This is a genomic window from Ramlibacter monticola (assembly GCF_016722785.1).
Taxonomy (GTDB): Bacteria; Pseudomonadota; Gammaproteobacteria; order Burkholderiales; family Burkholderiaceae_C; genus Ramlibacter; species Ramlibacter monticola.
The window spans coordinates 95513-113075 of record NZ_JAEQNE010000003.1 but is presented as its reverse complement, the minus strand read 5'-3'; the positions used below and the strand labels follow the sequence as shown (position 1 = coordinate 113075).

The following is a 17563-nucleotide window of genomic DNA, read 5'->3' as shown; positions in this document are numbered from 1 at the left end:
GCGGGTTTGTCCGGGGTCAGTCGCTGAAGAAGTTGACCGGCAGGCCCGGCACGTCGACCTGCGCGGCGAACACGCAGCCCGAGTCGGGCAGCGCGGCGAGTTCTTCCGGCGGCCGCCCGTGGCGCGCCGTCGTGAGGTAGAGCGTGCGAAGGTCCGGGCCGCCGAAGCAGGGCATGGTGGGACAGCGCGCCGGAACCTCGAATTCGCCGACGACTTCGCCCGCCGGGGACAGGCGCAACAGCCGGCCGCCCTCGAACATGGCCACCCAGTAGTGGCCTTCGGCATCCACCGCCGCGCCGTCGGGGCGGCCGCCGTAGCCGGCTTGCCCCGGCTGCCAGCCGGCTGGCCTGCCATCGAAGCGGTGGAACACGCGGTGGTGCCGCATCGCGTTGCCGCTGGCCTGCCAGTCCCAGGCGTGCACCGTGTGGCTCGCGGTGTCGGTCCAGTAGAGGGTGTGCTGGTCGGGCGACCACGCCAGCCCGTTCGAATTCGTCGCGTTCGTCGCCTTCACCTCCACCAGCGGCCGGCCGCCGTTGCCGTTGTCGGGCCGGCAGTCGATGGAATAGAGCTCCGCCTTGCGCGCGTCCTTCGGTTCGTAGTACGTGCCGGCCCAGAAGCGGCCCAGGGGATCGGCCTTGCCGTCGTTGAAGCGCGAATGCTCGTCGTGGTGGAACCGGAGGATGCATTGCAGCGGGCCGCCCCAACTGTGCGCGCGGTAGATGCCGTCGCGCAGCGCCAGCACCAGCCCGCCCCGCTCGGCGGGGGCGATGCAGCCCGGTTCCTGCGCGAGCGCCCAGTGCTCGCGCGCGCCGGTCGCGGGCGCGAGGCGGTGCACCCGCCGGCCGAGGATGTCGACCCAGTACAGGCGCTTCTCGCCCGGGTGCCAGAACGGCGACTCGCCCAGCGCAGCGGGCTCCGCCACGGCGACCTGCCACTTCACGGCGCGTCCTCCGCTTCGATGGCCATCTGGGCCACCATCGTTTCGCCCGGCTGCAGGATGCGCAGCCCGAGCTCCTCGGCCGCCGCGCCCTGTGCGTAGAGGTGCACCGCGTTGTTGACGTGGCTCACCGGCTCGATCGCGACATGGTCCCGGCCGGGCGTGGTGAAGACGACGAGGCGCGTGAGCCCGGAGCGTACCGTGACCTTGACGCGCCCGTCGTGCAATCGCGCGAGGCCGTTCCAGCCGTCGTAGCAGTGATCGACGTCCAGCGTGCCGCAGTCGGCCTTCAGCCCCTGCGCGGGCTGGCGCACCGTGGGCAGCTTGTCGGGGCCGGTCTCCCAGCGCCCGGTCGCCTCGAAGGCGATGCGGCTGCCGGACCTCTTGACGAAGTACGGATGCCAGCCGAGGCCAGCGGGCGCCGGCTGCTCCGACTGGTTGGTCAGGGCCAGCGTCATCTCCAGGGCGCCGGGGCGCAGGCGCAGCGTGTGCGAGCAGTCGAAGGCGAAGGGCCAGGAGGCATCGGGTCGGTGCTCGTAGGAGAGCATCGCCGAGGTGGCATCGTCGTCCAGCACCGTCCAGGGCCGCTGCCAGCCCACGCCGTGGATGGCGTGCGGCTCGTCGCCGTTGTTGCGCACCAGGGGATGCTGCGTGCCCTGCCAGACCAGGCTGGCGTGGCCGATGCGGTTGGAGAAGGGCACCAGCGGATAGCTGCCCGCCTGCCGCGCCGAGGCGAGCTGCGCGGCCGGCGTGGAGCGCAGCACCGGCTCGCCCTCCAGCCAGAGGCCGGCGATGCAGCCCCCGAGTTCCGGCTTCAGCTCGCAGCGCAGCCGCCCGGCACGCAGTTCGATCATGGGCCTGGTCTCCTTTTTCGGCCCATTGTGCTCCACGGTCCTGCGCAGCGCGCGGATCAGACAGCTGACCTCGCGAACCTGCTTCTTGCGGGAGGACGGCCAGGGGCACGCGTCAACGGAGCCACTGCGCATGAACTTGCCGCGGCGCAGGACCAGAGCGGGGCTGTCCGGCTCGGCGACATAAAGGAGGAGGCGCGGGCGCCGCGCTCACCCGGGGCGCGGTTCTCATCCGCGCCGGGGGACAGTCGCAGAGACGGACAGCCCCGCTCTGGTCCGGCAAGAGAGCCACTGCGCGCCTGCGCGCCCCCCGCTCCGCACCCAGCGCCCCGCACCCGGCGCCACCGCACCCTCGCGCCACCGCGCGTCCCCGCGGACTCTCTCATCCCGCGGACATGAACCCTGTCCAGCAGCCTCCCCCGACAGCGGCGAAGAACCAAAAAAAAAACGGCCCACCGAAGCGGGCCGAACATCCAAAGGAGACTCTTGCGCAATCAGCGGCTGTAGGCCGTCTCGCCGTGGCTGGAGATGTCGAGGCCTTCGCGCTCCTCCTCCTCGCTGACCCGCAGGCCGACGAGCAGGTCGACGATCTTGTAGGCCGCGAAGGCAACCACGCCGGACCAGACGATGGTGGTCAGCACGCCCTGGAACTGGATCCAGACCTGGCTGGCGATCGAGTAGTCGGGGCTGACCTTGTTCGCCACGTAGTCGTAGATGCCGACGCCACCCAGGGACGGGGAGGCGAACACGCCGGTCAGCAGCGCGCCCAGGATGCCGCCCACGCCGTGCACGCCGAACACGTCGAGCGCGTCGTCGGCGCCGAGCAGGCGCTTGAGGCCGTTGACGCCCCACAGGCAGACCAGGCCGGCCAGCAGGCCGATGACGATGGCGCCCATCACGCCGACGAAGCCGCAGGCGGGGGTGATCGCCACCAGGCCGGAGACGGCGCCGGAGGCGGCGCCCAGCATGGAGGCCTTGCCCTTGGAGAGCGCTTCACCGGCGATCCACGACAGCGTGGCGGCGGCGGTGGCGAACAGCGTGTTGGCGAAGGCCAGGCCCGCGGTGCCGGTGGCTTCCAGGTTGGAGCCGGCGTTGAAGCCGAACCAGCCCACCCACAGCAGCGAGGCACCGACCATGGTCAGCGTCAGGCTGTGCGGCGCCAGCGCCTCGCGGCCGTAGCCAATGCGCTTGCCCACCACGTAGGCGCCCACCAGGCCGGCCACGCCGGCGTTGATGTGCACCACGGTGCCGCCCGCGAAGTCCAGCGCGCCCTTGGCCCACAGCCAGCCGGCCGCGGCGGTGACGGTCTCCAGCGTCTTGGCGTCGGTGATCGCATCCGGGCCGTCCCAGTACCACACCATGTGGGCGATCGGCAGGTAGGCGAAGGTGAACCACAGGGCGCAGAACAGCAGCACCGCGGAGAACTTGATGCGCTCGGCAAAGGCGCCCACGATCAGCGCGCAGGTGATGGCCGCGAAGGTGGCCTGGAAGGTGACGAAGGAAAGCTCCGGGATCACCACGCCCTTGCTGAAGGTCGCGGCGACCGACTCCGGCGTGATCCCCGACAGGAAGATCTTGCTGAAGCCGCCCATGAAGGGGCTGCTCGCCGTGAAGGCCACGCTGTAGCCGTAGATCGCCCACAGCACGTAGATCATGGCCGTCACCACGAACACCTGCATCAGCACGGACAGCATGTTCTTGCTGCGCACCAGGCCGCCGTAGAACAGGGCCAGGCCCGGGATCGTCATCATGATCACCAGCGCCGTGGCGACGGTCATCCAGGCGGTGTCGCCCTTGTTCGGCACCGGCGCGGGCGCCGCCGTCGCCGCTGCGGCAGGCGCGGCGGTGGCGGCCGCGGCCGCGGCGGGCGCCTCGGGCTTGGCGGCTTCGGCCGGCGTGGCCGTCGCCGCCGGGGCGGCAGCCGCGGGCGCCGCCGTGGCGGTCGCGGCCGCGGGGGCGGCCGGCGTGGCCGGCGCCTGCGCGATGGCAGCGGTGCTGCCGATCAGCAGTCCCAGGACGAGGCCCAGGGAAGCGAGTGATTTCCTCATGGCGGTGCTCTCTCGGGTGATGTGGGTCATGCTCAGAGCGCTTCCTTGCCGGTCTCCCCGGTGCGGATGCGGACGACCTGCTCGAGGTCGTACACGAAGATCTTTCCGTCGCCGATCTTTCCCGTGCGCGCGGCGGCCTCGACGGCCTCGATGACGCGCTCGACGAGGTCGTCCGCCACCGCCGCTTCGATCTTCACCTTCGGCAGGAAGTCGACGACGTATTCAGCGCCGCGGTAAAGCTCGGTATGGCCCTTCTGGCGGCCGAAGCCCTTGACCTCGGTGACGGTGATGCCCTGCACGCCGATGCCCGAGAGGGCCTCGCGCACTTCGTCGAGCTTGAAGGGTTTGATGATGGCGGTGACGAGTTTCATGGCGCTCTCCTAGGGGGCGATCAGAAGTTGTACGTGTACTTGACGCCCAGCACCGCGGTGGCCTTGCCCAGGTTCTTCAGGTCCGGCGCGGGACCCCGGTAGGCGTCGGTGGAGGTGTCGACATAGGCGAGGGAGGCGCTGAAGCCGTTGCCGAAGTCCTTGCCGAGCGTGAGCGACCAGTCCGTGTACGAGGACACGGAGTTGTTGTTGACGCTCTGGTGGCCGAGGTGCGGCGTGAGCGTCAGGCCGTACCAGGGCAGTTCGAAGGTGGCGTTGAGGTCGACGTAGTAGCTGTTCTTGCTGTCCGCGAAGCCGAACAGGTTGGTGACGGCGTGCGAGTACTTCAGCGTGGCCGGGCCCCAGGTGCCGGCGATGTAGAGCTCGGTCGTGTCGGGGTTGATCGGCATGGAGGAGCCCGGATACAGGTAGCGCAGCACGCCGACATCGAGGCCGACCGGGCCGGTGGTGAACTTGTAGCCGCCGTAGAGGTCGACCTCGGCGTTGGCGTCGCCGCCCGCATCCTTGATCCACTTGATCGAAGAGGCCCAGGTGCCGATGTAGAAGCCGCTCTTGTGCGCGAAATCCGCGCCGCCCTGGATCGCGGGCTTCAGCCGGCTCTGGGAGATGCCGCGATAACGGTAGTCGGTGACCGCGCCGATGTTGGCCGACAGCGTGTAGTCGGGCTCGGGCGGCTTGGTCGTCTGCGCCATCAGGGCGCCGGAAGCGAACAGCAGGGACAGGAGCGCAGCGAGTTTTGCTTTCATGGAATCGTTCTCCGTTCGTTGTTGGAAGGTTCTCCGAAGGGATTAGCGAAAGGCATGCCATCCCCAACAGGGATGAAATGGGGCGTCGGCGGCTCGTAGGCGCAGTTCGTTACCCTTTGCAGGGCGCCATCGCCGTTCGCGCCGCACCAGAGCGGTGCGATTGGCCACGCGGGCGCGCACCAGACCCTGACATGCACCTGAATCGGGAGGAGCCGTCACCGTGAGCCTTTGTCTGGTGCAGAGCCGCGCCCTCCTGGGGCTCGAGGCCGCCGCCGTCACGGTCGAGGTCCACCTCGCCAATGGCCTGCCCAACTTCATGCTGGTGGGGCTGGCCGATACGGAAGTGAAGGAGGCGCGCGAGCGGGTGCGTTCGGCGCTGCTGAACTCCGGCCTCGAGTTCCCTCATAACAAGAGGATCACCGTCAACCTCGCGCCGGCCGACCTGCCCAAGGACAGCGGCCGCTTCGACCTGCCGATCGCCATCGGCGTGCTCGCCGCCAGCGGCCAGATCGACGGCGCCCGCCTGGCCGGTCACGAGTTCGCGGGCGAACTGTCGCTGTCCGGCGAGCTGCGCCCCGTGCGCGGCGCGCTCGCCACCAGCCTGGCGCTGCAAGCAGCCGGAGTGGCCGCGCGGCTGGTGCTGCCGCCCGGCAGCGCGGAGGAGGCCGCGCTCGTGCCCGGGGCCCACGTCATCCGGGCGCGGCACCTGCTGGACGTGGTGCGGCAGTTCGCGCCCGCCGCCGAGGGACTGCCGGAGCACGACCCGGATGGCTGGACGCGCCTGCGCGAAGGCGCGCCCGCGGCGCCGGCCAGCTACCCCGACCTGGCGGACGTCAAGGGGCAGGCCGGCGCCCGCCGCGCGCTGGAGATCGCCGCGGCCGGCGGCCACAGCCTCTTGTTAGTGGGGCCGCCGGGCGCGGGCAAGTCGATGCTGGCGCAGCGCTTCGCCGGCCTGCTGCCGACCATGAGCGTGGCCGAGGCGCTGGAAAGCGCGGCGGTCGCGAGCCTGGCCGGCCGCTTCGCCCTGGGCCACTGGGCGCAGCGGCCGACCGGGTCGCCGCATCACTCCTGCAGCGCGGTGGCGCTGGTGGGTGGCGGCTCGCCGCCGCGGCCCGGCGAGATTTCGCTGGCGCACCATGGCGTCCTCTTCCTGGACGAGTTGCCCGAGTTCCCGCGCGCCGCCTTGGAGGCCTTGCGCGAGCCGCTGGAGACCGGCCGCATCACCATCGCCCGCGCCGCCCGCCGCAGCGAGTTCCCGGCGCGCTTCCAGCTGGTGGCCGCGATGAATCCCTGTCCCTGCGGCTGGCTCGGCTCGGCCCGGGCCTGCCGCTGCAGCCCGGAGCAGGTCGGGCGCTACCAGGGGCGCCTGAGCGGCCCGCTGCTCGATCGCATCGACCTCCATGTGGAAGTGCCGGCGCTGGCCGCCCCGGAGCTGCTGCAATCGCCGCCCGGCGAAGCGAGCGCCCCGGTCCAGGCGCGCTGCGCCGCCGCGCGCGAGCGGGCGATCCGCCGCCAGGGCAAGGCCAACCACGCGCTGCAGGGCGCCGAGATCGACCTCCATGCGGGGCTCGCGCGCGAGGCTTCGGAGTTCCTGCGCCTTGCGTCCAGCCGCCTCGCCTGGAGCGCGCGCTCCACGCACCGCGTGCTGAAGGTGGCCCGCACCATCGCGGACCTGGCCGCGGCGCCGCACGTGGACGTGGCGCACGTGGCGGAGGCCGTGCAGTACCGGCGGGTGCTGCCGGCGGGGCTCTGATCAGTAGCGGTGCAGGCCGGCCTCGCAGGGGTATGACACCTCACCCCAGTGGCAGATCGAGGGCGCGGAGGAGGCTGCGGACCCCGGTGGCGGCGGCTGCGTGGCCGGCATCCCGGAGCAGCCGGCCAGCAGCAGGAGCACGGCGACGATGCAGGCCTTGTCCATGGCAGCTCCTCCACGGGCGCCGGTGGCGCCACGGCTGGATGCAATGTACGGCAAGGCGGGCGGCGCGCCTTAGGGAGTTCCGCCGGCTCAGAACTCCTTCCAGTCGCCGTGGGCGGGCGTGCCCGGCGCCGCGGCGACGCGCGGCCTTTCCCTGGCGGGCGCGCTGCCGGCGGGCTGGAAGCGGATCGGCGCCACGGCGGCTTTGGGGGCCGGCCGTGCAGGTTCCGCCGGCGCCGGCATCTGCACCGGCATCGCCACAGGCGCCGCGGCGGCCTCGCCGATCCGGAAGCGGCTGACGGCGCGCAGCAGCGCGGCAGCCTGCTCCTTCATCGATTCGGTGGCGGCGGTCCCCTCCTCCACCAGGGCCGCGTTCTGCTGCACGACCGAGTCCATCTGCGTGATGGCGGTCGTGACCTGGGCGATGCCCTGGCTCTGCTCCTGGCTGGCCGACGCGATCTCGGCGATCAGCGTGCTCACCTTCTTCACCGCGGCGACGATCTCCTGCATCGTGGCGCCGGCGTCGTCGACGAGGTGGCTGCCGGCATCGACCTGGCCGACCGAGTCGCCGATCAGGGCCTTGATCTCCTTGGCCGCTTCCGCGCTGCGCTGCGCGAGGCTGCGCACTTCGGCGGCGACGACGGCGAAGCCGCGCCCCTGCTCGCCGGCCCGCGCCGCCTCCACCGCGGCGTTGAGCGCCAGGATGTTGGTCTGGAACGCGATGCCGTCGATCACGCCGATGATGTCGGCGATCCGGCGCGAGGCCTCGGTGATGCCCGTCATCGTGCGCACCACCGCGCCCACCATTTCGCCCCCCTTCACGGCCACGTCGGACGCCCCGGCGGCCAGCTCGTTGGCATGCCGCGCGTGCTCCGCGTTCTGGTTGACCGTGGCGGTCAGCTCCTCCATCGAGCCCGCGGTCTCCTCCAGCGTGCTCGCCTGTTCCTCGGTGCGCTGCGACAGGTCGACGTTGCCCTGGGCAATCTGCCCGCTGGAGTCGGCCACGGCGCGGGCGGTGCCCGCGACTTCGCCGACCAGGTCCTTCAGGCTGGCCTGCATGGTGGCCAGCGCCGCGAGCAGCTGGCCGACCTCGTCGTTCGACGCCGCCGCGATCGGGCGGGTGAGGTCGCCGCGGGCGACCGCCTGCACCGCGTCCAGGGCCTGGCGCAGGGGCACGGTGATGGAGCGCGCCAGCATCCAGGCCACGGCGAGGGCGGCGGCGAGCGCCAGCGCGCCGAGGGTGTGCAGGGCCACGGCTTCGCCCTTCTGGTCCTGCAGGAAGGCGGCCTCGGCCTCGTCCACCAGCTTGTCCTGCAGGGCGATCAGCTTGGCGAGCGCCGCATTCGTCGCTCCGCCGGCGGGGGTGAGCACCTCGGCGCGGAACTTCACCGCCTCCTCGCCCTTGCCGCCGTTCACCAGCTCGAACCAGCGCAGGCGCGCCTCCGAGTACTGCACGAAGGCCGCCACCAGCTCCTTGCGCAGGGCATCCTCCTCGCGCGTCAGCTCGCCGAACTTGACCTTGTCGTAGACCGCCATCGCCTCCTCGAACTGCGTGCGGGTGGCGGCGGCGCGGCCGACGATCTGCTGGCGGGCGGCGGCATCCGTGAGGGCAACGAACTGCGCCACGTCCCAGCGCAGCGACCAGACCGCGGAGTTCGCCCGTGCCAGCGCTGCCGTGCGCTCGTGGCGCTCGCCGCCCACGCGCATCTGCTCCGAGGTGTGCTCGACGTTCAGCGCCGACAGCGTCCAGATCGCGACGAGCGCGAGCAGGACCAGGGCAAAGCCCACGCCCAGGCGCGGACCGATCTTGAGTTTCTTGAGCATGGTTTCGTTCTTCCCTTCCTTGCCTGCAGGATGAACGAGGTAACCATTTGCTTCTTGCCTTGGGTCAAGCACGAAGCGCCGTCCCGCTCCGCTCATCGCCGACGGGCGCGGTGTGTGCGGAGCGGCTCAGAACTCCTGCCACTCGCCGTTGGCGCGCCGTGGCGCCGGCGCAGCGGCGGCGACGGCGAGCGGCGCCTGGACCTGCGCCTGGACGACGGCGGCCGGCGCGGCGCGCACCGGCGATTGCACCGCGGCCTGCGGCCGCGGAGCTTCCTCCCCGATGCGGAAGCGCCGCACGGCGCGCAGCAGCGCCGCCGCCTCGTCCTTCATCGATTCGGTGGCCGCCGTGGCTTCCTCCACCAGCGTGGCGTTCTGCTGCACCACCTGGTCCATCTGCGTCACGGCCGCCGTGACCTGCGCGATGCCCTGGCTCTGCTCCTGGCTGGCGGACGCGATCTCCGCCACCAGCGCGGTCACCTTCTGCACCGAGCTGACGATGTCCTGCATGGTCTCGCCGGCGTCGTGCACGAGCCTGGTGCCCGCTTCCACCTGGCCGACCGAGTCGCCGATCAGGGTCTTGATCTCCTTGGCGGCGGTGGCGCTGCGCTGCGCCAGGCTGCGCACTTCCGCGGCCACCACGGCGAAGCCGCGTCCCTGTTCGCCCGCGCGCGCCGCTTCCACGGCCGCATTGAGCGCCAGGATGTTGGTCTGGAACGCGATGCCGTCGATCACGCCGATGATGTCGGCGATCCGGCGGGAAGACTCCGAGATGCCGGTCATCGTGCGCACGACGTTGCCGACCACGGTGCCGCCGCGCGCCGCGACGCCCGAGGCGTCCGCCGTGAGCTGATTGGCCTCGCGGGCGTGCTCGGCATTCTGGTTCACGGTGGCCGTGAGTTCCTCCATCGAGCTCGCGGTTTCCTCCAGCGTGCTGGCCTGTTCCTCGGTGCGCTGCGACAGGTCGAGGTTGCCCTGCGCGATCTGCGCGCTGGACTCCGCCACCAGGTTCGCCCCGTGGACCACCTCGCCGATGAGGCGCTTCAGGCTGTCCTGCATGGTCTGCAGCGCCCCGAGCAGCTGCCCCGTCTCGTCGCCCGAAGTGGCGGCGATCGAGCGCGTGAGATCGCCGCGCGCCACCGCCTCCACCGAGGCCACGGCGGCACGCAGCGGCACCGTGATCGAGCGGGTGAGCAGCACGATGATCACCGCGGCGACGGCGAGCGCCGCGACGCCGACGATGTGGACGAACCACTCCGAGCGCCGCAGCTCCAGCCCGTAGTGGTCGTCGGCCTGCTGGACTTCCTTGTCCTTCAGGACCTCCAGCTTCTCCAGGGCGGCCAGCGCCTGCGCGGTGGCGGGCTGCAGGGTTTCGGCACCGAGCTTCGCCGCCTCCTCGTTGCTGCCGGAGGCCAGCAGCTCGAACATCCGTCCCCGCGCCTCGTCCAGGCGCCCGAAGGCGCCCGCGAGCTCGCGGACCAGCGCGTCTTCCGCCGGGGCGAGGTCGGCCGCCTGCTTGTAGTTGAACAGCGACGCATCGAACTTCTTGCGCGTGGCCGCCGCCTGTTCCGCGAGCTGCTGCCGCGCGGCAGGGTCGGGCGTCGCGAGCGCCTGCGCGAGGTGGGCCCGCAGGGCCCACACGGCGCCGTGCACCTGCGCGAGCGCGCCGGTCTGGTCGTGCCGCATCGTGACTTCGTGGCTGAGATCCCGCGCGTGCTGGATGTTGACGCCCGCCAGCAGCCAGAGCGCGACGAAGGCGGCGAGCACGGCCGAGAACCCCAGCCCGAGCCGGGGACCGATCTTCAGTGTGGAAAGCATGGTGGGCCTTTCGCCGGAGGGGATGAGCATTCCGGTCCGGATGAAGGGAGGATGGCACTCGTAACCAATTGTTGGCGTGCGCTGGATCAAGCCGACGCGCCGGCGGCGAATTGGCGGTGGCCCGAGGGCGACGGGCGGTCGGCGGGTCCCTGCGCCACAATGCCGCTCCATGCTGTCGCCGCGCCGCCCTGCATGAGCCCGGCCCCCGGCCACGACCGCCGCCTCGTGGTGTGGCTCTCGCTCGCCCAGCTGGTGACCTGGGGGAGCGTCTTCTACACCTTCGCGCTGCTGCTGGAGCCGGTGGAACGCGAACTGGGGCTCACCCGGGCGCAGTCCTCCCTGGCCTTCAGCCTGGCACTGCTGGCCGAGGGCGTGTGCTCCTATCCCGTGGGCCGCTGGATCGACCGCGGCCACGAGCGCGCGGTGATGACCGGCGGCTCGGTGCTCGTGATCGCGGGCCTGTTGCTGCACTCCCAGGTCCGCTCCGCCACGGGTTTCTACCTTGCGTGGCTGCTGCTCGGCGCGGCGCTCGCGGGGACCCTGTACACGCCGGTCTTCGCAGTGGTCACGCGCCGCTTCCCGCAGGATTTCCGCCGCGCGATCATCACCCTGACCTTCCTGGGCGGGCTGGCCAGCAGCGTGTTCATCCCGCTGTCGGCGGGGCTCATCGCGGGCCTGGGCTGGCGCCCTGCCCTGCTCGCGCTGGCCGCGATCCACCTCCTGGTGTGCGTGCCGGTGCACTTCCTCTGCCTGCGCGGCGCCCCGCCGCCGGCGAGCGCGCACGCGGCCGGCGGCCACTCGCCCGCCACGCTGCTGCGCAGCGCGCCCTTCCTGCTGATCGGCGTGTTCGTGGTCGGCATGATGGGGATCACGGCGGCCATCCCGCCGCATCTCATCACGCTGCTGCGCGAAAGCCGGCTGCCCGAGGCCTGGGTGATCGCGATCCCGGCCACCATCGGCGTGGTGCAGGTGCTGGGGCGCCTGCTGCTGTTCTTCTTCGAGCACCGGTTCGACCTGCACCTGGCCAACCGGCTCATCCCGCTGCTGATCCCGCTCGCGCTGGCGGCGCTGATCGCAGGCGCGGGCTCGCCGCTGGGCGGGCTGCTGTTCGTGCTGCTCTATGGGCTGGGCAACGGCATGCTCACCATCGTGAAGGGCACGGCCATCGCGCAGTACGTGAACCGCCAGCACGTGGCGGCGCTCAATGGCGCGCTGGGGCTGCCGCAGGCCGTGGCGCGCGCGATCGCACCGCTGGCGCTGGGCCTGCTGTGGAACCCGCAGGCGGGCTACCGCTGGGGGCTCGGGCTGCTGCTGGCGATGGGGATGGTGGCGGCGCTGGCGCTCGTGCTGGCGCAGCGCCGCTCCCTCCTGCCCCGCTGAGGGGCGGCCCCGCGCGGGCGGGGCCGGGGGGCGTCAGTTGTGGACGACGAGGACGATGCTGTTGTTCGCGCCGAGGCGCACCTGCTGGCCCGACTTCCACGCCGGCTGCTTCTCGTGCTCGAAGTTGCGGACGCTGCCGTCCTTCATCTTCACCTGCGTGACCCAGACCTCCCGGGCGCTCACGCGCTTCTGGACCTCGTTGCCCACGAAGCCGCCGCCGACGGCACCGGCCACGGTCATCGCGGTCTTGCCGTCGCCCTTGCCGAACTGGTTGCCGATCAGGCCGCCCGCGGCCGCGCCGGCGACGATGCCGACCGCGCCGCCCTCGCCCTTGCGCTTCTCGAAGCGCACGTTGACGACGGTGCCGCAGTCGTGGCACTGGTCGGCCTCGTGGTGGCCGTGATGGTGCTTCTTGGCCTGGCCCGGGGGCATGCCGTGCGGGTTGTCGGCGATCGCGGCCACGGCCGCCAGCGCCAGCATCGAGGTGATGGCAAGTTTCTTCATTCGGTTCCTCCGTCGGATCTCAGTGGTTGTTGACGAGCGCGACGCTGTTGTTCGCGCCGACGCGCACCTGCTGGCCCGACTTCCAGGCCGGCTGCTTCTCGTGCTCGAAGTTGCGGACGCTGCCGTCGCCCATCTTCACCTGGGTGATCCACACCTCCTTGGCGGTCACGTGCTTCTGCACCTCGTTGCCCGCGAAGCCGCCGCCGATGGCGCCGGCCACCGTCATCGCCTTCTTGCCGTCGCCCTTGCCGAACTGGTTGCCGATCAGGCCGCCCGCGGCCGCGCCGGCGATGATGCCGACCGCGCCGCCCTCGCCCTTGCGTTGTTCGGCGCGCACCGCCACAACCGTGCCGCAGTCGCGGCAGCTCTCGGCGCGCGGCTGTTCCTTGCGCTGGGGGTGCTCCTGCTTCTTCGCGATGGGCGCGGGCGGCGGCTGCTCGGGTTGATCGCTGTTGCAACCGGCGACGGCCAGCGCCATCAGCGTGATGACAGCAAGTTTCTTCATTGCGTGGGGACTCCTTCCTTGCCGGAATTCAACGCGAAGCCGGCAGGGCTCGCGCACGCACGGCTCATCCATTCGTGCAATGCTTCACGCGGGCTTCAGAGATTTGGTGCAAGCAAACGTTGCAACTCGGCCATCGTGGCGCCGCGACGACGCGCCTGGTCCTGCACCTGGTCGTCGCCGATGCGTCCCACGCTGAAGTACTTGCTTTCCGGGTGGGCCAGGTAGAAGCCGCTCACGCTCGCCGCCGGCGCCATCGCCATGCTGTCGGTCAGCTCCATCCCGATCTCCTGCGGCTGCAGCAGCGCGAACATGTCGCGCTTGACGCTGTGGTCCGGGCACGCCGGGTAGCCGGGCGCCGGGCGGATGCCGCGGTACTTCTCGGCGATCAGTTCCTCGTTGGCGAGCGTCTCGTCTGGCGCGTAGCCCCACAGGTCGCGGCGCACGCGGGCGTGCAGAGCCTCCGCCAGCGCCTCGGCGAGGCGGTCGGCCAGCGCCTTCAGCGTGATGGCGGAGTAGTCGTCGTGGTCGTCGAGGAAGTACTGCACCTTCTTGTCGACGCCGATGCCCGCCGTGACCGCGAAGGCGCCGACGTAGTCCGGCGCCACGCCCTTCGGAGCGACGAAGTCGGCCAGGCAGCGGCTCGGGCGCATCACGCCGTCGATCTCCTGCTTCTCCGCCTGCTGGCGCAGGCCGTACCAGGTGAGGACCGGCTGCGTGCGGCTCTCGTCGGCATAGAGCTGGATGTCGTCGTCGTTGACCGTGTTGGCGGGCCAGAGGCCCAGCACCGCGTTGGCGGTGAGCCAGCGGCCCTCGATCAGGCGCTTGAGCATGCGCTGGCCGTCGGAGTAGACGCGCACGGCCTCGGCGCCCACGACCTCGTCCTTGAGGATGTCGGGGAAGCGGCCGGCCAGGTCCCAGGTCTGGAAGAAGGGACCCCAGTCGATGTAGCCCGCGAGCTCCGCCAGGTCGTAGTTCCGGAACACGCGGCGGCCGATGAACTTGGGCCGGGTCGGCCTGTAGTTCGACCAGTCCACCGGCGTCTTGTTGGCGCGCGCCTTCGCCAGCGGCCACAGCGGCGCCTGCTTCTTGCTGGCGTGCAGCTGGCGGACCTTGTCGTAGTCGGCGTTGATCTCCGCGATGTACCTCGCCGCCTGGTCGGACAGCAGCGACTGCGCCACGCCCACGCTGCGCGAGGCGTCGGGCACGTAGACGACCGGGCCTTCGTAGTGCGGCGCGATCTTCACCGCGGTGTGCACGCGGCTGCAGGTGGCGCCGCCGATCAGCAGCGGGATCTTCTTCACGCGGAAGTGCTCGTCCTTCTGCATCTCGCTGGCGACGTACTGCATCTCCTCCAGCGAGGGGGTGATCAGGCCCGAGAGGCCGACGATGTCCGCGCCCTCGACCCTGGCCCGGGCCAGGATCTCGTGGCACGGGACCATCACGCCCATGTTCACGACCTCGAAGTTGTTGCACTGGAGCACGACGGTGACGATGTTCTTGCCGATGTCGTGCACGTCGCCCTTCACGGTGGCGATGACGATCTTGCCCTTGGCGCGCACGTCCTCGCCGGCGGCTTCCTGCTGCTTCTTCTCTTCCTCGATGTAGGGGATCAGGTGCGCCACCGCCTGCTTCATCACGCGGGCCGACTTCACCACCTGCGGCAGGAACATCTTGCCGGCGCCGAACAGGTCGCCGACGACGTTCATGCCGTCCATCAGAGGACCTTCGATCACGTGCAGCGGGCGGCCGCCCCTGGCCAGCACGTTGCGGTAGGCCTGTTCCGTGTCCTCGACGATGTGGTCGGTGATGCCGTGCACCAGCGCGTGGGCCAGCCGCTGCTCCACCGGCAGCGCGCGCCACTCGTTCTTCTTCCCCTCGTCCTTCGCCGCGCCCTTCGCCTGTTCGGCGATCTCCACCAGGCGCTCGCCGGCATCGGGGCGCCGATTGAGCACCACGTCCTCCACGCGCTCGCGCAGCATGGGCTCGACCTCGTCGTACACGCCCACCATGCCGGCGTTGACGATGCCCATGTCCATGCCCGCCTGGATGGCGTGGTACAGGAACACGGTGTGGATCGCCTCGCGCACCGGGTCGTTGCCGCGGAAGGAGAAGCTCACGTTGGAGACGCCGCCGCTCACCTTCGCGCCCGGCAGGTTCTGCTTGATCCAGCGCGTGGCCTCGATGAAGTCGACCGCGTAGTTGTTGTGCTCCTCGATGCCGGTGGCGATCGCGAAGATGTTGGGGTCGAAGATGATGTCCTCGGGCGGGAAGCCGACCTCGTCGACCAGGACGCGGTAGGCGCGCTGGCAGATCCCGATCTTGCGCTGGAAGGTATCGGCCTGGCCCTGCTCGTCGAAGGCCATCACCACGGCGGCGGCGCCGTAGCGGCGGACCAGCGTGGCCTGGCGCTTGAACTCGGCCTCGCCTTCCTTCAGCGAGATCGAGTTCACGATGCCCTTGCCCTGGATGCAGCGCAGGCCCGCCTCGATCACTTCCCACTTGGAGGAGTCGACCATGATCGGCACGCGGGCGATGTCGGGCTCGCTGGCGATCAGGTTGAGGAAGCGCACCATGGCGGCCTTGCTGTCCAGCATGGCTTCGTCCATGTTGATGTCGATGACCTGGGCGCCGTTCTCGACCTGCTGGCGCGCGACCGCGAGCGCCTGTTCGAACTGGCCGGCCAGGATCATGCGCGCGAACGCCTTGGAGCCGGTGACGTTGGTGCGTTCGCCGATGTTGACGAACAGGGTACCGCGGCCGATGGAGACGGGCTCCAGGCCGGACAACTTCATGGGGGGGACTTCGGGCTGCATTCCTTCTCACCTCGCAGGGGCCGGGTGAGCGCGGTTGGAATCCATCTCAAGCCTGACGGCGAAAGCCGCTGCAGCGCTCCTTGAGCAGGGAACGATTTTACAGCGGCAGGTCCGCTTTCTTCAGCGTGCGCAGCACGAAGGACGACTTGCTGTGCCGGATCCCCTTGATCTTGTACAGCTTCTCCCGCAGCAGCCGCTCGTAGTCGCGCGTGTCCTTCACCGCCACGCGCAGCAGGTAGTCGTATTCTCCGGACACCAAGTAGGCCTCCACCACCTCCGGGATCGCCGCCAGCGTCTCGCCGAACTTCTCCAGCGTGTTGTCGGTGTGGCTGTCGAGCGTGACCTGCACCAGCACCGTGTCGTTCAGGCCCAGGCCCTGCGCATTGAGCCGCACCGTGTAGCCCTCGATCACGCCGGCCTGCTCCATCTTCCTGATCCGCTCCCAGCACGGAGAACTGCTCAGCCCCACGGCCTGCCCGATCTGCTGCAGGCTGGTCCGCGCGTCCTGCTGCAGGACCTTGAGGATCTTCCGGTCGATGGCGTCCATGCCGAAATGCTATCTCCCGGAAACCGCATGCGCCAGAGATTTTCCCGATCCGGCGGAAAATTCCAGCAAGTGCGGCAAGACTTTCTCCGCCTGCGCCGGGACAATTCCTGCAACGGGCCCCGGCTTACCGGCCGGTCGTCCGGAGCGAGGCGCCAGCGGATCACCGCCCGCTGGCCGTCCCGGCAGGTGTCCTCACGAGGGACCGCGTTGGAAAGGGAAGGGGCCGCGCCTACGCGGCTTCCTTGTAGAAGAACGCGCGCTGCTTGGCGCGCGCCGGCAGCGGCCGCACCGCGTCGCCGATGGCCGCGATGTGCTCCGGCGTGGTGCCGCAGCAGCCGCCCACGATGTTCACCAGGCCCTCGGCCGCGAATTCGCGCAGCAGGCGCGAGGTGACTTCCGGCGTCTCGTCGAAGCCCGTCTCGCTCATCGGGTTGGGCAGGCCCGCGTTGGGATAGCAGCTGATGAAGGTATCGGGGGCGACCCGGTTCAGCTCCTGGATGTAGGGCCGCATCAGCGCCGCGCCGAGCGCGCAGTTGAGGCCGATGGCCAGCGGCTGCGCATGCCGCACGCTGTGCCAGAAGGCCGGCACGGTCTGGCCGCTCAGGATGCGGCCGGAGGCGTCCGTCACGGTGCCGCTGACGATCACCGGCAGCCGCCGGCCGGTGTCGGCGAAGTATTCGTCGATCGCGAACAGCGCCGCCTTGGCGTTGAGGGTGTCGAAGATGGTCTCGACCAGCAGCAGGTCGACGCCGCCTTCGACGAGGCCTTCCACCTGCTCGTAGTACGACGCGCGCAGCTGCTCGAAATCCACGTTGCGCGCGCCGGGGTCGTTCACGTCCGGGCTGATGCTGGCCGTGCGCGGCGTGGGGCCGAGCGCGCCCGCAACGAAGCGCGGCTTGTCCGGGGTGGAGAACTTGTCGGCGGCTTCGCGCGCCAGCTTCGCCGCGGCGACGTTCATCTCGCGCGCCACGTGCGCCAGGCCGTAGTCGTCCTGCGCCAACGCGTTGGCGCCGAAGGTGTTGGTCTCGATGATGTCGGCGCCGGCCGCGAGGTAGCCCTCGTGGATGTCGCGGATCACGTCGGGGCGCGTCAGCACCAGCAGGTCGCTGTCGTTCTTCAGGTCCCTGGGGTGCTCGCGGAAGCGCTCGCCCCGGAAGTCCGCCTCCGTCAGCCGGAAGCGCTGGATCATGGTGCCCATGGCGCCGTCCAGCACGAGGATGCGCTGGTCCAGCAGGTCCGGCAGGGCCTGGCCACGGGTATAGATCACAGGTTTCATGGTCGGCCAATTC

General features: G+C 70.5%; 15 protein-coding genes and 1 riboswitch. Of the genes, 2 read left to right on the top strand and 13 right to left on the bottom strand.

The window, feature by feature from the left end; genetic code table 11:
* Positions 1-16: 16 nt before the first annotated feature.
* The 5 genes from JJ685_RS13945 to JJ685_RS13925 form a co-directional block, all read right to left on the bottom strand.
* Positions 17-940: an SMP-30/gluconolactonase/LRE family protein gene (locus JJ685_RS13945; RefSeq protein ID WP_201674875.1), complete on the bottom strand. Its 924-nt coding sequence runs from the start codon at positions 938-940 to the stop codon at positions 17-19.
* The gene (locus tag JJ685_RS13940; protein ID WP_201674874.1) at positions 937-1791 is read right to left on the bottom strand and encodes an aldose 1-epimerase; all 855 of its coding nucleotides are present in this window, start codon (positions 1789-1791) and stop codon (positions 937-939) included. The genes JJ685_RS13945 and JJ685_RS13940 overlap by 4 nt, the downstream gene beginning before the upstream one ends.
* A 491-nt stretch (positions 1792-2282) precedes the next feature.
* Complete coding sequence (locus JJ685_RS13935) at positions 2283-3836, bottom strand: ammonium transporter (RefSeq protein ID WP_201675379.1); 1554 nt, start codon at positions 3834-3836, stop codon at positions 2283-2285.
* A 32-nt stretch (positions 3837-3868) separates the two neighbouring features.
* Positions 3869-4207, bottom strand: a complete 339-nt coding sequence (gene glnK / locus JJ685_RS13930) for a P-II family nitrogen regulator (protein ID WP_201674873.1) — start codon at positions 4205-4207, stop codon at positions 3869-3871.
* A 20-nt stretch (positions 4208-4227) separates the two neighbouring features.
* Positions 4228-4971, bottom strand: a complete 744-nt coding sequence (locus tag JJ685_RS13925) for a TorF family putative porin (protein WP_201674872.1) — start codon at positions 4969-4971, stop codon at positions 4228-4230.
* 220 nt (positions 4972-5191) lie between these two features.
* Between JJ685_RS13925 and JJ685_RS13920 the strand changes: the two genes are divergently transcribed.
* Positions 5192-6724, top strand: a complete 1533-nt coding sequence (locus tag JJ685_RS13920; RefSeq protein WP_201674871.1) for a YifB family Mg chelatase-like AAA ATPase — start codon at positions 5192-5194, stop codon at positions 6722-6724.
* Here JJ685_RS13920 and JJ685_RS13915 read toward each other — a convergent pair whose 3' ends face one another.
* The 3 genes from JJ685_RS13915 to JJ685_RS30100 all read right to left on the bottom strand — a co-directional run bounded on the left by JJ685_RS13915 (position 6725) and on the right by JJ685_RS30100 (position 10525).
* Positions 6725-6889, bottom strand: a complete 165-nt coding sequence (locus JJ685_RS13915) for a hypothetical protein (protein ID WP_201674870.1) — start codon at positions 6887-6889, stop codon at positions 6725-6727.
* 87 nt (positions 6890-6976) lie between these two features.
* The gene (locus JJ685_RS13910; protein ID WP_201674869.1) at positions 6977-8710 is read right to left on the bottom strand and encodes a methyl-accepting chemotaxis protein; all 1734 of its coding nucleotides are present in this window, start codon (positions 8708-8710) and stop codon (positions 6977-6979) included.
* A 126-nt stretch (positions 8711-8836) separates the two neighbouring features.
* On the bottom strand, positions 8837-10525 hold the full coding sequence (locus tag JJ685_RS30100) for a methyl-accepting chemotaxis protein (protein ID WP_201674868.1): 1689 nt from the start codon (positions 10523-10525) through the stop codon (positions 8837-8839).
* 192 nt (positions 10526-10717) lie between these two features.
* Between JJ685_RS30100 and JJ685_RS13900 the strand changes: the two genes are divergently transcribed.
* Positions 10718-11905 (top strand): MFS transporter, encoded by a 1188-nt coding sequence (locus JJ685_RS13900; RefSeq protein ID WP_201674867.1) that lies wholly within the window; start codon positions 10718-10720, stop codon positions 11903-11905.
* Between the two features lie 33 nt (positions 11906-11938).
* Here the strand turns inward: JJ685_RS13900 and JJ685_RS13895 are convergent, their stop codons facing one another.
* The 5 genes from JJ685_RS13895 to JJ685_RS13875 form a co-directional block, all read right to left on the bottom strand.
* Positions 11939-12409, bottom strand: coding sequence for a glycine zipper 2TM domain-containing protein (locus JJ685_RS13895; RefSeq protein ID WP_201674866.1), 471 nt, complete (start codon positions 12407-12409; stop codon positions 11939-11941).
* 19 nt (positions 12410-12428) lie between these two features.
* Positions 12429-12914, bottom strand: coding sequence for a glycine zipper 2TM domain-containing protein (locus JJ685_RS13890; protein WP_201674865.1), 486 nt, complete (start codon positions 12912-12914; stop codon positions 12429-12431).
* A gap of 95 nt (positions 12915-13009) precedes the next feature.
* On the bottom strand, positions 13010-15706 hold the full coding sequence (gene metH / locus JJ685_RS13885; RefSeq protein ID WP_201674864.1) for a methionine synthase: 2697 nt from the start codon (positions 15704-15706) through the stop codon (positions 13010-13012).
* A 40-nt stretch (positions 15707-15746) separates the two neighbouring features.
* Positions 15747-15815: riboswitch (S-adenosyl-L-homocysteine riboswitch) on the bottom strand.
* A gap of 9 nt (positions 15816-15824) precedes the next feature.
* Positions 15825-16274 carry an Lrp/AsnC family transcriptional regulator gene (locus tag JJ685_RS13880; RefSeq protein ID WP_201674863.1) on the bottom strand — a complete coding sequence of 150 codons (450 nt, stop codon included), beginning with the start codon at positions 16272-16274 and terminating at the stop codon, positions 15825-15827.
* Between the two features lie 229 nt (positions 16275-16503).
* A complete protein-coding gene (locus JJ685_RS13875) occupies positions 16504-17550 on the bottom strand; it encodes a homocysteine S-methyltransferase family protein (protein ID WP_201674862.1) in 1047 nt (348 codons plus the stop codon).
* Positions 17551-17563 lie beyond the last annotated feature (13 nt).